Annotated in this window: 14 protein-coding genes; 2 read left to right on the forward strand and 12 right to left on the reverse strand. The window is 43.2% G+C overall.

Features of this window, described 5'->3' with window-relative positions:
* Positions 1-10 precede the first annotated feature (10 nt).
* Positions 11-994, reverse strand: a complete 984-nt coding sequence (locus tag QZL64_RS08700) for an asparaginase (RefSeq protein WP_021841606.1) — start codon at positions 992-994, stop codon at positions 11-13.
* Positions 995-1,280: 286 nt separating this feature from the next.
* Between QZL64_RS08700 and QZL64_RS08705 the strand changes: the two genes are divergently transcribed.
* Positions 1,281-2,717, forward strand: coding sequence for an aminoacyl-histidine dipeptidase (locus tag QZL64_RS08705; RefSeq protein ID WP_021841607.1), 1,437 nt, complete (start codon positions 1,281-1,283; stop codon positions 2,715-2,717).
* 1,039 nt (positions 2,718-3,756) lie between these two features.
* Here QZL64_RS08705 and QZL64_RS08710 read toward each other — a convergent pair.
* The 3 genes from QZL64_RS08710 to QZL64_RS08720 all read right to left on the reverse strand — a co-directional run bounded on the left by QZL64_RS08710 (position 3,757) and on the right by QZL64_RS08720 (position 5,538).
* A complete protein-coding gene (locus QZL64_RS08710) occupies positions 3,757-4,269 on the reverse strand; it encodes a flavin reductase family protein (protein WP_021841608.1) in 513 nt (170 codons plus the stop codon).
* Between the two features lie 61 nt (positions 4,270-4,330).
* A complete protein-coding gene (locus tag QZL64_RS08715) occupies positions 4,331-4,588 on the reverse strand; it encodes an MFS transporter (RefSeq protein ID WP_021841609.1) in 258 nt (85 codons plus the stop codon).
* Positions 4,585-5,538, reverse strand: coding sequence for an MFS transporter (locus QZL64_RS08720; RefSeq protein WP_021841610.1), 954 nt, complete (start codon positions 5,536-5,538; stop codon positions 4,585-4,587). Before QZL64_RS08720 ends, QZL64_RS08715 begins: the two co-directional genes overlap by 4 nt.
* A gap of 205 nt (positions 5,539-5,743) precedes the next feature.
* Here QZL64_RS08720 and QZL64_RS08725 point away from each other — a divergent pair, with 205 nt between their 5' ends.
* Positions 5,744-6,115: a winged helix-turn-helix transcriptional regulator gene (locus QZL64_RS08725; protein ID WP_226974228.1), complete on the forward strand. Its 372-nt coding sequence runs from the start codon at positions 5,744-5,746 to the stop codon at positions 6,113-6,115.
* Between the two features lie 377 nt (positions 6,116-6,492).
* Here QZL64_RS08725 and QZL64_RS08730 read toward each other — a convergent pair whose 3' ends face one another.
* From QZL64_RS08730 to atpH, 8 genes are all read right to left on the reverse strand, one after another.
* A complete protein-coding gene (locus tag QZL64_RS08730; protein ID WP_021841612.1) occupies positions 6,493-6,891 on the reverse strand; it encodes a MerR family transcriptional regulator in 399 nt (132 codons plus the stop codon).
* Positions 6,892-7,216: 325 nt separating this feature from the next.
* Positions 7,217-8,488: an O-acetylhomoserine aminocarboxypropyltransferase/cysteine synthase family protein gene (locus QZL64_RS08735; RefSeq protein ID WP_021841613.1), complete on the reverse strand. Its 1,272-nt coding sequence runs from the start codon at positions 8,486-8,488 to the stop codon at positions 7,217-7,219.
* 135 nt (positions 8,489-8,623) lie between these two features.
* A complete protein-coding gene (gene metA, locus QZL64_RS08740) occupies positions 8,624-9,583 on the reverse strand; it encodes a homoserine O-acetyltransferase MetA (RefSeq protein WP_021841614.1) in 960 nt (319 codons plus the stop codon).
* A 978-nt stretch (positions 9,584-10,561) separates the two neighbouring features.
* Positions 10,562-10,975 (reverse strand): ATP synthase F1 subunit epsilon, encoded by a 414-nt coding sequence (gene atpC, locus QZL64_RS08745; protein ID WP_021841615.1) that lies wholly within the window; start codon positions 10,973-10,975, stop codon positions 10,562-10,564.
* A 3-nt stretch (positions 10,976-10,978) separates the two neighbouring features.
* Positions 10,979-12,403 carry a F0F1 ATP synthase subunit beta gene (gene atpD / locus QZL64_RS08750; RefSeq protein WP_021841616.1) on the reverse strand — a complete coding sequence of 475 codons (1,425 nt, stop codon included), beginning with the start codon at positions 12,401-12,403 and terminating at the stop codon, positions 10,979-10,981.
* 31 nt (positions 12,404-12,434) lie between these two features.
* Complete coding sequence (gene atpG, locus QZL64_RS08755) at positions 12,435-13,301, reverse strand: ATP synthase F1 subunit gamma (RefSeq protein ID WP_021841617.1); 867 nt, start codon at positions 13,299-13,301, stop codon at positions 12,435-12,437.
* 3 nt (positions 13,302-13,304) lie between these two features.
* Positions 13,305-14,843 carry a F0F1 ATP synthase subunit alpha gene (atpA, locus tag QZL64_RS08760; RefSeq protein ID WP_021841618.1) on the reverse strand — a complete coding sequence of 513 codons (1,539 nt, stop codon included), beginning with the start codon at positions 14,841-14,843 and terminating at the stop codon, positions 13,305-13,307.
* 2 nt (positions 14,844-14,845) lie between these two features.
* Positions 14,846-15,412: an ATP synthase F1 subunit delta gene (gene atpH / locus QZL64_RS08765; RefSeq protein WP_021841619.1), complete on the reverse strand. Its 567-nt coding sequence runs from the start codon at positions 15,410-15,412 to the stop codon at positions 14,846-14,848.
* Positions 15,413-15,417: the final 5 nt, after the last annotated feature.

Consider the following 15,417-nt stretch of genomic DNA (forward strand, 5'->3'; position numbering starts at 1 on the left):
GCTACTTGCATTAATATTCGTAAAAATATTCCTGCAAAGCGGCTCTATCCTTCGTCTTAGTCAAACCTAAGGTCAATAAAATGCGTGCTTTCGAAGGAGCCAAGGTATCACTAACGATGAAGCCGTGGCGGCTGTCATTCGGCATAGCCGATACCATGCCGCTACCGGTTCGCGAAGAACGAACCACCGGAATATCAAGGTTTTCAACCAACTGACGAATACGTTCCGGCAAAATACCATGTCCAAGCCCTGCGAGCACTAAGCCATGGGGCTTAGTTTGTAATACGGAGTGTAATACATTGGAATCAATACCGCCATACAAATAAACAAGCGCCACCATAGGCAATTCTTTTGCCGTAAGCGGTGCAAATTCACTGGCCGCCGTATGTTTACGCAAGGATTCATAGTAAAAACGCGCTATGCCGTCCTGCACAAACCCGATATGACCGAAAAAGGCATTGCCGAACGCATCGGAACCGGTTGTATGTTGTTTAACCACTTCGCGGGCACAGTTAATCGTACCGTTCAAGGTAACGAGCACCCCTTTACCTACCGCCTCAGGAGAACGGGCTATTTGCATAGCCTGTAATAAATTGAGCGGTCCGTCCGCGCTGATCGCGGTGGCCGGACGCATAGCGCCCACCATGACAATAGGTTTATTCGTTTGCACCGTCAACTGCAAGAAATAGGAGCCTTCTTCCATTGTATCGGTGCCATGCGTAATGACTACCGCCGCTACATCCTCACGATCCACGGCAGCTTGAACCGTCCGGGCAAGCTCCATCCATATAGCCATCGTCATATCTGAACTGTCAATATTACAGAGTTGTTTACTTTCAAAAGGGCCATAATTTTCAACGCCCGGCACGATAGCCAGCACTTCGTCAATGGTAAGCTCCCCCGCCTGATAAGCCGTCAAGTCTTCGGCCGAACCGCTTTGTCCCGCAATGGTGCCGCCGGTGCCGATAACAACAATTTTTTTAGTATATGCCATAGCATACCCTCCTCTTAATTCAAGGTTTTTACAATATTATTATAACAAAGAATTCCTTTCACTGGCTATGCAAAGGGGTAATTTTATCTATAAAAATCGATGTGTCGATAATTTCAGTGTACAACTTTTTTAATGACATTTCATCATGAATTCCAATTTCTATACTATATAGTTAAGAATATTTTTGTCACAAATCAACATAAATGTGTTACTATAAAGTTGTAGTTTTTTCTTCGTATACATTTGTATACAATCTTAAACAATATTTAGTAAATGGGGTGTATTTATGAGTGCACAAAAAGTATTAGAGTTTTTTAAAGCAATGAATCAAATTCCACGTGGTTCCGGTAATGAAAAAGCTGTCAGCGACTGGCTCGTTGCGTTCGCCAAAGCACGTAATTTGGAAGTTGAACAGGACAGTGCCAATAACGTACTTATTCGCAAAGCGGCTACGCCGGGTTATGAAAACCGCCCCAGCATCATTTTGCAAGGTCATATGGATATGGTTTGTGAAAAAAGTGACGCTTCAACCCATGATTTCTTAACCGATCCGATTGAACATATTATTGACGGCGAATGGCTCCATGCCAACGAAACAACCTTGGGCGCCGACAACGGTATCGCCGTTGCCATGAGCCTTGCTGTACTCGATTCCGACGAAATCGAACACGGCCCATTGGAATGTCTTTTCACAACAAGCGAAGAAACCGGTATGGATGGTGCTTTGGCTGTTAAAGAAGGTCAAACCCACGGTCAATACCTCCTCAATATAGACACCGAAGTGGAGGGTGAATTTGTAGTAAGTTGCGCCGGCGGGTGCCGTGTGGACGTTGAAATTCCACGCCTTCGCGATAATCGCGACTCCCAATTCACGCACGGCTTGAAGTTAACCTTAGACGGCTTCTTGGGTGGCCACTCCGGTATTGAAATTCACAAAGAACGGGCCAACGGCAACCAAATTCTCGGCCGTCTCTTATATGAATTAGCGTCTCAATATAATTACCAATTAGCTTCCTTCACGGGCGGCACTAAACACAATGCCATCCCTCGCGTAGGTTCAGCCACTATCCTCGTAAAAGAAGCGGATGTTAAACCGGTAACCACTTGGATTCAAGCAAAAATGAAAGCTTATCGCAGTGAATTTACACCACAGGATGAAAAAATCAATATCCTCGTAAGCGATGCCGAATTACCTGATACCGTATACGGCGGTGACACGGCTGAATCCTTACTTACCTTCTTATACCTCGCACCAAACGGTGTGTTTGCCATGAACCATTCCTTGGAAGGCCTCGTTGAAACAAGTAATAACATCGCCATCGTGGAAGAAACGGAACACACCATTCACTTGTTGATTTCCATCCGCAGCCTCTCCGAAAGCTCCATGGACTTCTTAACCAAGAAAATCCATCTCTTAGCTTCCACCTTAGGTCTTCCTTCCAAAATTGCGGGCTCCTATCCGGCTTGGGAATATGAACCGGGTAGCGCTTTGGAAGAACAAGCCATTGCTCTTTATGAAAAAGTAACCGGTCAAAAACCTAAAGTAACCGCTATCCATGCCGGTCTCGAATGTGGTCTCTTGAAAGCCGTTATGCCTAATACCCAGATGATTAGCTTCGGGCCAACCATTACCCATGCCCATACACCACAAGAAAGATTGCATTTGCCATCAGTAGAGCATATTTTTGACTACTTAAAGGTTTTATTGAAGGAGCTCAAGTAGGAAGGCGCCTATTCTTTACTTATTGCTAAAGGATTAAAAGTTTTGGTGGCCTTATAATACAAAAAAGTATTGTAAAAGACACCCTTCCTGCAAAAAATGTTAGAATAGGTTTTGGTGCAACCGAATTTCCTAAAAATAAAAATAAAAGACACACCACCTTCCTTGCACCCGGGCTGACAAGCAGCAAAGGGATGCTTCAGAAGGTGGTGTGTCTTTTTTTATATACTTACTCATACATAGAAAAGCTCGGTTTGCACCAAAACTTATGCATGTACTAATATAATTACTCTGAATGGAAGGGTGTCTTTTCAAAAAGCGTTCTACTATATCAGAAGGCCACCAAAGCTTTTATCCAATTAGCCAACTCATTAAATACATAGGCGCCTTCCTTATAGAGCTCCTACAAAACCTTCAAGTAATCAACTTGGGGAGGAGAAAGGAAAAAAGATTTCCTCTCGCAGTGCGATCGTTTCACGCTAAAGCACTGCTACGAGGACATCTTTTTTCTGGTAGGGATGTATCATTTCAAAACAATGCCGGTGCGCATATTATAATAACTCGCCTTTAGTCGCTACAGTCTTTCCGGTTAGTGTTTTAGGGGAATCCGAATTTGACTTACTCACACATTGTAAATAAATCGCCATCAGGCTTTTCACTAGTGTATTAAATAGAGAGTAAAATGTTTTGCATAATCTCTTGCCACTTTTCTCACACATAGCATAATTAAAAATGCCTGATGGACTTTATTAATTTTCCCTTTCTCCCCCACACGAGGTGTTAAGGCGATTAAAAATAAAATCGCTATACTTTTGCCAGTGCCCCTTAATGACTCTGAGAAATGATTAGGAGTATTCCGATTATTGTTATGTAATCGCAAACGGCAAAAAGGCCACTCTGCCTTACGCAGCATCCCTTTGCTACGTGTAGCCCGGGTGCAAGGAAGGTAGAGTGGCCTTTATTTCTTTATGATTGTATAACTTACGGAATACGACTAAACATTTCGGAGCTTTGAAAACACTGAAAATATAGCGATTTTATTTTATCGAGTTAATACTCTCGTAATTTCTCCTATGTACATGGTATGGAAGTCTTTTTCCGGATAGTTTTCGGTAATTAGTTTTTTATCAAGAAAACCTTCTTCAACAAGTGGTGCTTTATAGATTTTGCGGCAAACCAGTACCAAATCGGCTTCTTTGAAGTAAGTGGTATTATCCACGAACTCAGGTGTTAAGCCCATTTTTGCCACTTTATCTTCATCGCGGCCGGAATGCGTACCCAAATATGCCAATTGGCGTTTATAGTCGTTACTAAAGAAGGACAAAGTAAATTCCTCTTCACGATCAACAAACTCTTTAGTATAGCGTTGCGGACGAATATATACCGTTGCCGTAGGTAAGCCCTTATTGGTTCCCCAAATAGCGCCTAAATGCCCCCAGCTGGCGGTCATCGTATTAAAACCGTTTTGTTCGTTGCCGGCCGTAATCAGCATCCAACCGTCAGAAATAAGTGTCATGGGATTCAATTGTAAATCTTTTACTTGAATTTCTTTCATAATATACATCCTTTCTACTGAATTTTCACAATAAGATTCTATCTATTAAAAACCAATCACCTTAACGAAGATTAGTTAATAATCCTTCAGCTTCCGTTTCATGAACCGGTTCGTTTTGTAAAACAATAGCTACTACTGTCAAAATTACGCTAAGACCTACCATAAGAGCAGCAACCAACGGCGTATAGGCAAGGCCCGCAAAATCAATGACTATGCCGCCTAAAATAGCACCTAACATAATGCCACCGCTAAAGCCGGCAATGTTCAAAGACGAAGCTAAATCAACAGCACTCGGTACAAAACGTTTTGCTAATATCATGTCGCCTGTAACATGGGCACACTCATAAACGCTAATATACCCATACCGGCCACAGTAATAATCGCTGCCGTTGGCGAACCAGAGGTTAAGTAAAATGAAAAGAGAATCAAACTTTGTACGATAAAGGTGTAAAGCAAAGCTTTAATCGGATTGGAGTTACCAAAACGACCGCCCAAGTAATTTCCTATCGCTATCATTATGCCATACATGATAAGCACAATACTAACCGCAGATGCACTAATCTTTGTAATATTTTGTAAAATCGGTGACAAATATGTAAAGGTAGCGAAGGTTCCACCATAGCCTAATACGGTAATTACTAATGACAAAATAATCTGTGGCGTTGTAATCAATTTCCATTGATCGCCCCAACTAGGTTTACTCACAATCTGACCTGCATTGTTAGGAATATAACGCAAGTTGAGCCATAAAGTAAGGGCCGATACGGTCACAACACCCCAGAAAGATACACGCCAACTTAGAAATTCACTGAGATACGTTCCGAGTGGCACCGCAAAAGCCGTTGCAATAGTAAAGCCGCTAAAAATAAAGGCAATCGCACCCGCACTTTTATTAGGCGCCACTAAACTTACGGCTACCGAGGATGCAATGGCAAAAAACAAGCCATGAGCCGCAGCCGCCATGATTCGGCCAACCAACAACCAAGTAAAAGATGTGGCCATCGCAGTGAACACATGACCAATTAAAAATAAGGCAACCGCAAATACCAAAAGGCGTTTGCGATTTACTTGTGCCGTTAGGGATGTTAAAATTACGCCGCCTACGGCTACACCAAAGGCATAAAGTGAAACGGTACTGCCCGCTTCAGACAAGCTTACGCCAAATTCTTGTGAAAACATCGGCAAGAGACCTACAGGAATGAATTCCGTAATGCCCGTACCGAAAAACATCATCGCCAGCGCTATAAGCGCCATTTTTGTTTTATCCATATAATTCCAAAAATCCTCCCATCTCTTTTATACGCTATTTTCTTCAATAAAAAATTTATACTCTCACACGAATTCATTTACTGAACTTGTAACAATTGCAATTATAGAGCATAGTATTAGTCCTGAAAAGACGGCACTTTTTTGTATTATAGGAACATAAATGTTACAATTTAACTATATTCAATGTTTTGGAGGTGAAAAATTTTTGCGAAACTTATATCATTTAGCCATTGAGGCTACGTTAGAAGCTCTTACCGGCAAATGGAAAGTATCTATCCTCTGCCATTTAGGTAACGGAACCTTGCGCACCGGCGAATTAAAACGTTTGATGCCCAATATATCTCAACGTGTGCTCACCCTCCAACTTCGCGAATTGGAAGATGCGGGCATTATCACCCGCACTGTATATAACGAAGTCCCTCCGCGTGTAGAATACAGCCTAAGCGAACGCGGCCAAAGCCTTCGCCGCATTTTAGGCGAAATGTCAGACTGGGGTGCCGAATTAATAGAAGCACGTCGTGCCGCCGGTGAAACCGTAGAAGTCACCGCTCCCGAAGACGATGGACTCAGACCATAAAAAAATATCCTCAAAGTAAATTTGCTCTTAATCATTATGCTTGCAATATAAACTCCCAATACTTTAAATTGAGATGATAATCCCTCCAAGAAAAAAGATATGCTCGGAGTATCGCCTTGCTGCTTGTCAGCCCAGCGGTACGAGAACATATCTTTTTTCTCTTCTTTCTTCGTCCCCCACAGCAACAAAATATTCTCTATGTAACTGATTTGCTAATGTTGTAGCAAGGATGTTAGTTCTATGACTGAAAGCAAAAGGAAGGGTTCCCCGGAGTAGTGCTTTAGCGTGAAACGATCGCACTACGAGGGGAACCCTTCTTTTGCTTATACTTATAGGGAACATCTTACTACAACATTAGCATGTTGCTAGAGAATATTTTATTGCTGACTCTTTTTCCAATCATCCACCAATTGTTGTGTATATGAACCGCAGTCTTTATACACAACATCAATCTTATGATTCAAAAGTTCCAAGCAATTTTGAATTTCTTCTAGTTTTTCAAGCAAGTTATCCCGTGTTTCCACAAGGATTTCGCGGCGAGCCGGTTCGGTACCGGTACCTTGCAAGGCAAGTTTTACATATTCCACGATACCTTCCAAAGGTACGCCTGCTTTTTTAAAGCAAAGGGCGAATTCAACCCACTTGATGGTTACTTCGTCGAAATCGCGGATGCCTGATGCCGTACGCGGCACGCTTGGAATCAAGCCGATGCGTTCATAATAACGAAGGGTATCCGTTGTAATATCAAACTTTTCAGCAACTTCTTTTATTGTCATTGTATCATCTCCTTGTAAGTTTTTAGTTATGCTATATTATGCTTTTGACACATTATTTACTGTAATTATTGTACCCCTTTGAGTTAACTTTAAGTCAAGTTATCTGTTATTAAAAATATGATTATCAGATAGAGTTTTTCAAAATTTAGAGTCTTAGCGTATAAAACTAGAAGCATAAGATAAAAATGCTAAAGTATAGAGTATAGGTATGTAAGAAAAGAAAACCCTTGAGGAGCAATATTTCCTCAAGGGCTTAGTTAATTTTATTTTTTAATACCACCAGTACAAAGTAAAGGCGTATTCATTCTTAGCCGGATTTGTCGACTTAAACGTGTTCCAAAGCTTGTGCCAAATCATCGATTAAGTCCTCCACGTTTTCAATGCCCACGGAGATACGGATCATGTCCGGTGTTACGCCGGCCGCTTTTTGTTCTTCTTCATTAAGCTGCGCATGAGTTGTGCTGGATGGATGGATTACGAGGGATTTTGCATCGCCTACGTTAGCCAAGTTGGAGAAGATTTCAAGAGCATCTACGAATTTAATGCCTTCATCTTTGCCGCCTTTAATACCGAAAGTGAAGATAGAACCTACACCTTTTGGATAGTATTTATCAGCCAAGGCTTTGTATTTGCTGTCTTTCAATTCCGGATAGTTTACCCAAGCAACTTTTGGATGGTTTACCAAGAAATCGATGATTTTGCGCGTATTTTCAACATGACGTTCTACACGTAAGGATAAGGTTTCAACACCTTGTAAAATGAGCCATGCTGCAAGCGGTGTCAAAGCGGCACCGGTGTCGCGGAGCAACTGAGCACGTACTTTTACGGTGAATGGAATTGGAAGGTCTGCATATACGAGGCCGTTGTAATGAACGTCGCCGGCTACGAAATCAGGGTAACGACCGCTGGCTTTGTAGTCGAATTTACCGCTTTCAACGATAACACCGGCAATAGTCGTACCGTGACCGCCTAAGAATTTAGTGGCGGAGTGAACTACCACGTCGGCACCATGCTCAATCGGACGAATGAGGTATGGGGTACCGAAAGTATTGTCTACGATAAGGATGATGCCGTGTTTATGGGCAATATCCGCCACTGCTTGAATATCGATAAGGTTGATGTTCGGATTTCCGATGGTTTCCACATAAATCGCTTTCGTACGGTCATCGATGGCTTTTTCAAAACCGTCCAAATCATCAGGGTCAACAAATTTAGTCGTAATGCCAAAACGTGGCAAGGTAGAGCTGAATAAGTTATATGTACCGCCGTACAAAGTGGAAGCGGCGATGATGTTGTCGCCGGTACCGGCTACGTTTTCAATGGCGTAAGTAATGGCTGCCGAACCGGAGCCTACGGACAATGCACCGGCACCGCCTTCTAAAGCGGCTATACGTTTTTCAAGCACATCGTTAGTCGGTGTACCGAGGCGGGAATAAATGGCACCCGGATCGCGAAGGGCAAAACGGTCGGCCGCTTGCTGCGCATCTTTAAATACATAGCTTGTAGTTTGGTGAATCGGCACTGCACGGGCGCCTGTTTCATCGATAACTTGACCTTCATGTAATTGGATTGTTTCGAATTTGTACTGTTTGCTCATAATAAAATCTCTCCTTTTTCTCTCCGTCGGTTTCTCACGCCGACAATCCCTAATCTCTCTTTATTTTATATATAACAACCGCTTGGGCTGTCGATACCATTTTTTCGACCAATCAGCATTGGTCTTTACACTACTTTAAACAGCTTGTGTCTGATTGTGTTTACATTGCTGTTTCATTTTTTGAATTTGTTCAATAATATACGGTGTTTCTTGGTACACGTAATAGTTAAGCCAGTTTGTAAAAATCAGCGTCCCTGTGGACCGCCAACGCACGATAGGCGCCTTTGTCGGGTCATCGTCGGGATAGTAGTTTTCAGGAACATCAATGTCGAGTCCCAAGTTTTTATCCCGCTCATATTCCCGCTGCAAGGTATCTCGATCGTATTCCGAATGGCCAAACACAAAAATGTGTTTGTTGTCCAGACTACGAACTATGGCAGCACCGGCTTTTTTAGAAGCAGCTAAAATCTCTAAGTTCGGATTCGCTTTTATCTCATCAACCGATACCGTCGTGTGCCTTGAATGGGGCATGTAGAAAATCTCGTCCATACCGCGAAGTAACATCGGCCTTTTATTAAGGACCTCGTTTTCAAAAACCCCGAACAGCTTCGTCGGCAACAATTCTTTGTCGATACCAAAGTGGTAATACAGTCCGGCTTGAGCGCCCCAGCAGATGTAGAGGGTCGAATACACGTGGTTTTCGCTCCAGTCCATGATCTCGGTCAGCTCCTGCCAGTAATTTACTTCTTCAAACGGCATCAGCTCAATCGGCGCACCGGTTATAATCATCCCGTCAAAGAACTTATCTTTGATTTCATCGAAGGTCCGATAGAACGAACTGAGGTGATGTTCCGATGTATGCGCCGCCTTGTGGCTCGCCATATGAAGTAAGGTGATGTCCAATTGTAACGGCGTATTGCTTAATGCTCTTAAAATCTGTGTTTCCGTTATTTCTTTAGTCGGCATCAGATTAACGATTAAAATTTGTAGCGGCCGAATGTCTTGTGTTTCGGCTCTTACCGTATCCATGACGAATATGTTTTCTTCCGCCAGTTTGGCAATGGCCGGCAAGTCTTTCACTACCGTTATGGGCATTTTGCATCACTCCTCCCTAAGCCCGTTACTCTCTTCTCTCTTCTTTCTCAAACGTTGAAAAACTCATTTCTTAATACTTATGTTTATCATTTAATTAACACTCACTGCCCCGTCCGAGCAACGGCCTCTCAACTCCGCTGTTCGTTTACAGTTGTTAACGCCTTCAACATTTACTATCCTCTTTACCATTATCATACTTGCTATGTGGTGACTGTTCATTACCGCTAAAACCGGTATAAAAAAACATCCTCCATTCACCGCTGTGAACAAGGACGTCTATAACGTGTTACCACCTTGATTTAGCAAAACCTCACGGCTCTGCCCTCAGCCGGTACGTCTTACAGTTGTAAGATTATACCGTGGCATTATAACGGTTGCATCCGCCGAGACTAAAGCTTGCGCATTCCACCTCGGATACTCCAAGACCATTTTCTTCGCATTCTTTTGCATCCCCTTCCACCTTACGGGACTCTCTGTGCCAACGCCCTGCGTTTACTTATCTCTTCATCGTCGATACTGTATGTTGATGTAGGCTATCGATGACTCGTTGTCGTTTCGATGTGATAACTATACCAATCATTCAAAAAGCTGTCAACAAGAGTTTTACGTCATTCTTTTCACAGTGGACACTTTGTAAGCAGTTTTACGTCATATTTCAAAGTGTATACTTAGTGCAATTTATGGCAAAAGTCAGCAATATAACTGAATCAAAAATATATAGGCTTAAAATCACAGCCCGCTGTTGCTATAGCCCTAAACTATAGCAAACCAAAATTAACAACTATAAATCAGTACACTCCTATAGTACTTTTGGGAGTATCTTTTCATCTTTTTTTTCCTCCCCGGACCGCCAATTTACTTTTTTGACCCTCTATTTTAATTCATAATTAAGCAATACAAACTTTATACTACATCAAAAAAGGGACTGCCGAAGCAGTCCCTAAATTGTATTTGTTTTTTTGTACTTACGCGTATGACTTATACTTTGTGCTTAACATCAATACGCAATAAGGAACGTTGTAGTGCGAGCTCAGCGCGATGGAAGTCTATGTCTGCATTTCTTGATTTCAAACGTTCTTCCGCACGTGCTTTAGCGCGTTTGGCACGGTCTTCGTCGATTTCGTCAGGCAATTCGCAATTCGGCGTTACAATGGTAATTACATTATTTTTAATTTCCATAAAACCGCCGAAATTAGCCATAAATTGGCGCGTACCGTCCGGTAAATCAATGCGAAGCGGTGCAATTTCAAGGGCTGCCACTAAATCGGCATGGCGCGGTAAAATACCGAGTTCGCCCAATTCAGTGCGCACTACCACAAATTTAACCTCACCCGAAAAGGCCTTTTTGTCAGGGGTAATTACATCGAGATGCATGGTCTTGCCTTCACTCATGAACTATTCCCCCTTCTCCGTCAATTCCTTTCCTTTAGCAATGGCTTCATCAATGGTGCCTACCATGTAGAATGCATTTTCCGGTAAATCATCATGTTTACCTTCCAAGATTTCTTTGAAGCCGCGCAAAGTTTCTTTAAGCGGTACATACTTACCTGGCGAACCGGTAAATACTTCGGCTACGAAGAATGGCTGGCTGAGGAAACGTTGAATTTTACGGGCACGGGCAACGGTCAATTTATCTTCTTCCGACAATTCTTCCATACCGAGGATTGCGATAATATCTTGTAAATCTTTATATTTCTGCAATACTTCCTGTACGCCGCGGGCAATTTTATAATGTTCTTCACCCAAAACTAACGGATCCAAGATACGGCTGGTGGAGTCGAGCGGATCCACAGCCGGATAAATCCCGATTTCAGCGATGGAACGGGACAATACGGTGGTCGCATCCAAATGCGCAAACGTAGCAGCCGGAGCCGGGTCAGTCAAGTCATCGGCAGGTACGTATACGGCCTGTACGGACGTGATGGAACCTTCTTTAGTGGAGGTAATACGTTCCTGAAGGGCCCCTACGTCATTGGCCAAGGTTGGTTGGTAACCTACGGCCGACGGCATACGACCGAGCAACGCGGATACTTCCGAGCCGGCCTGAATGAAACGGAAAATGTTATCGATGAATAAGAGTACGTCCTGTTTCTGTACGTCACGGAAATATTCAGCCATGGTGAGGCCCGTTAAGCCTACACGCATACGCGCTCCCGGTGGTTCATTCATCTGGCCGTAAACCAATGCTGTTTTGGAAATAACGCCGGATTCCTTCATTTCGTTCCAAAGGTCATTACCTTCACGAGTACGTTCACCTACACCGGAGAATACGGAGTAACCGCCATGTTCCGTTGCGATATTATGGATTAATTCCATGATTAATACGGTTTTACCTACACCGGCACCGCCGAATAAACCGATTTTACCACCTTTTACATACGGCGCAATAAGGTCAACGACCTTAATACCTGTTTCTAAAATGGTGGTTTCCGGAGCTAAATCATCAAATTTAGGGGCCGGACGATGAATCGGCCACATTTCAGACGCCTTTACCGGCGTATCATCATGGTCAACCGTTTCACCAAGTACGTTAAAGATACGGCCAAGCACGCCATCACCAACCGGCACGGAAATAGGGGCTCCTGTGTCCACCGCTTCCATACCGCGAGTCAGGCCATCCGTAGAACTCATGGCAACGGCACGCACGGTGTCATCACCTAAGTGTTGCATTACTTCAACCACAATCACTTCGTCTTTGCCGGATTCGCTTGTTTTTTTAATATGAATTGCGTTGTAAATAGCCGGAAGCTCTCCCGCCGTAAAGAGAACGTCGACTACCGGTCCGATAACCTGTACAACTTTACCGATATTATTACTCATTTAAGAGGTCTCTCCTCCTTTGTAGTTATACCTATTGCAAGGCATTAGCACCACCGACAATTTCAGAAATTTCATTGGTAATGCCGGCTTGTCGTAATTTATTGTATTCCAAATTAAGTGAGCTGATTAAATCCCCTGCATTATCTGTTGCAGAAGTCATAGCCGTCATGCGAGCGCCAAGCTCACTGGCGGAAGCTTGCAATAAAGCGTTATACACAGTAATTTCCAAATATTTAGGCAACAATTGGTCATAAATAGTTTTTTCGGAAGGTTCATAAATATATAGCTCATTAAGCTCCCCTTCATGATGCGGCTCCGTGACAACCGGCAATAATTTCACGCTGGTCACGTTCTGCGTTAAAGAGTTTACGAAATGAGTATAAATCAAGATAACTTCGTCAACTTCGCCTTCTAAAAACAACTTAGATGCTTCATCTACAATTTGTTTAGCATGGCTGTATTCCGGTTTGTCGGAAAAACCTACATGAGAATTCGTTACCGGATACTGATGATACTTCAAGTAATCAGTCGGCTTACGACCAACCGTAATCGTCTCATACGTATCAGGTGCTTTTTCACGAGTTTCCTGTGCAAAATATTTAATCAAATTACTGGTATAAGCACCAGCTAAGCCTTTGTCGGCGCCAATCAGAATATATAAGGTTCGCGAAACCTCGCGTACCGCGGTTAACGGATAGGACGCCAACACCTCAGGTTCTAATGTAGCAGATACATTTGTGAGGATTTGACCTAACTTTTCTGCATATGGTTCCGTAGATTTTGCTTTGGCCTGTGCACGGCGCAATCGAGCAGACGCTACCATTTTCATGGCCTTCGTAATCTGCTGCGTATTCGTAACACTTTTAATGCGCTTACGTAAATCCTGTGCACTGCTCATCGCCTACGCCTCCTCAGAAGTAATCAAGTGATGGGAAGTACCAAAGGATTCAATGCATTCATTAATCGCTTTTATCAAAAGTTCTTCCGTATCTTTGTCTAAGATTCTGGATGTTTGAATATTCGTTAAAATTTCACTGTAGTTGCTGTGAACATAACGCAATAATTCATTCTGGAATGCAGGAACATCGGCTACTTCAATAGAGGCAAAGTAACCGTTAATGCCGGCATATAGACAAACTACCTGTTCTTCAACTTTAAGAGGTGAGTACTGAGGCTGTTTTAACATTTCTGTCAAACGTTCGCCGCGATCAAGCTGTGCTTTGGTCGATTTATCAAGGTCGGAGCCGAACTGAGCAAAGGCTGCCAACTCACGATATTGCGCCAAATCGAGACGCAATTTACCGGCAACTTGTTTCATCGCTTTAATCTGGGCGCTACCGCCTACACGGGATACAGACAAACCTACGTCAACAGCCGGACGAATCCCGGAGTAGAACATATCGGTGCCAAGGAAAATCTGACCATCCGTAATGGAAATTACGTTCGTAGGAATATAAGCGGATACGTCACCGGCTTGCGTTTCAATAATCGGCAAGGCCGTAATGGAACCGCCGCCCAATTCATCAGATAATTTAGCAGCTCGTTCTAACAAACGAGAGTGTAAATAAAATACGTCCCCTGGATATGCTTCACGTCCCGGTGGACGACGAAGTAACAAACTCATGGCACGATAAGCCGCTGCCTGTTTGGATAAATCATCATATACACAAAGTACATGTTTGCCCTGGTACATGAAATGTTCACCCATGGCAACACCCGCATACGGAGCAATATACTGCATAGGAGCGCCTTCAGAGGCACCGGCCGATACTACGATAGTGTAATCCATAGCGCCGGCTTCCTGTAATTTCTGTACTACACGAGCTACGGTAGATTCTTTCTGACCGATAGCCACATAAATACAGATTACATCCTGACCTTTTTGATTCAAAATGGTATCGATGGCAATCGCCGATTTACCGGTACCGCGGTCACCGATAATAAGTTCACGCTGGCCACGACCGATAGGTACCATGGCGTCGATTGCTTTCAAACCGGTTTGCAACGGTTCAAATACGGATTTACGATCCGCAATGCCCGGTGCCGGGTATTCAATTGGTCGATGATCTTCTGCCGTAATGGATCCCTTGCCGTCAATCGGCTGACCCAAGGCATTAACTACACGACCGATAAGTTGTTCACCTACAGGAACCTGCATGATACGACCTGTACGGCGTACCTGGTCCCCTTCTTTAATAAGGAAATCATTACCTAACAATACAGCCCCTACGTTATCTAATTCGAGGTTCTGTACCATCCCATAAACACCATGAGGTAATTCTAACAATTCACCTGCCATGGCCTTTTCAAGACCGTAAATATGCGCAATACCGTCACCTACTTCGAGTACGGTACCCACATCATCAACGTTAAGTTCCACATCATAGTCCTGAATCTGCTGTTTAATTATGGCAGTAATTTCTTCAGGCTTCATTTTCATACTTAACCATTCACCCCAATCTCTGTTGTATCGGACTTAAGCAAATATTTCTTTAAATCCTCCATACGACGCATCAAACTTGCATCAATACGCGTATCACCAATTTGGATAATAAAGCCGCCCAGAATGGTTGGGTCCACTTTGATTGTAAAAATATATTGCTTACCCGTAATCGCTTTTAATTTATCGGCCAACTGCGTATAAATCTCGTCCGGCATTGCTTCACTCACTGTAACAGTGGCGGAGAAAATGCCACGTGCTTCCCGTGCTTTGTTAATAAACTCAGCAATGGCAGACTGAATATACCGTATGCGTCCGCGTTTGACCATAACAAATAAGGTGTTAAGTGCCATCGTATTAATGGCTTCACCGAATATTTTGGCCAAAACATTGCATTTTGCCTCTGCATCGAGGGCCGGGTACAACAATAAGGTGCCTAATTCAGACTGCGTATCCATAACTTCTTTTACGTAGGAAAGATCCGTTTCCATTTGTTCCAGAATTTGCTGTTCCTGCGCCAATTCAAAGATAGCGGTACTGTATTTATCTGTTACAATGTCTACGCTCATACCAA

This window comes from Veillonella sp. CAG:933 (assembly GCF_000431435.1).
Taxonomy (GTDB): domain Bacteria; phylum Bacillota; class Negativicutes; order Veillonellales; family Veillonellaceae; genus Veillonella_A.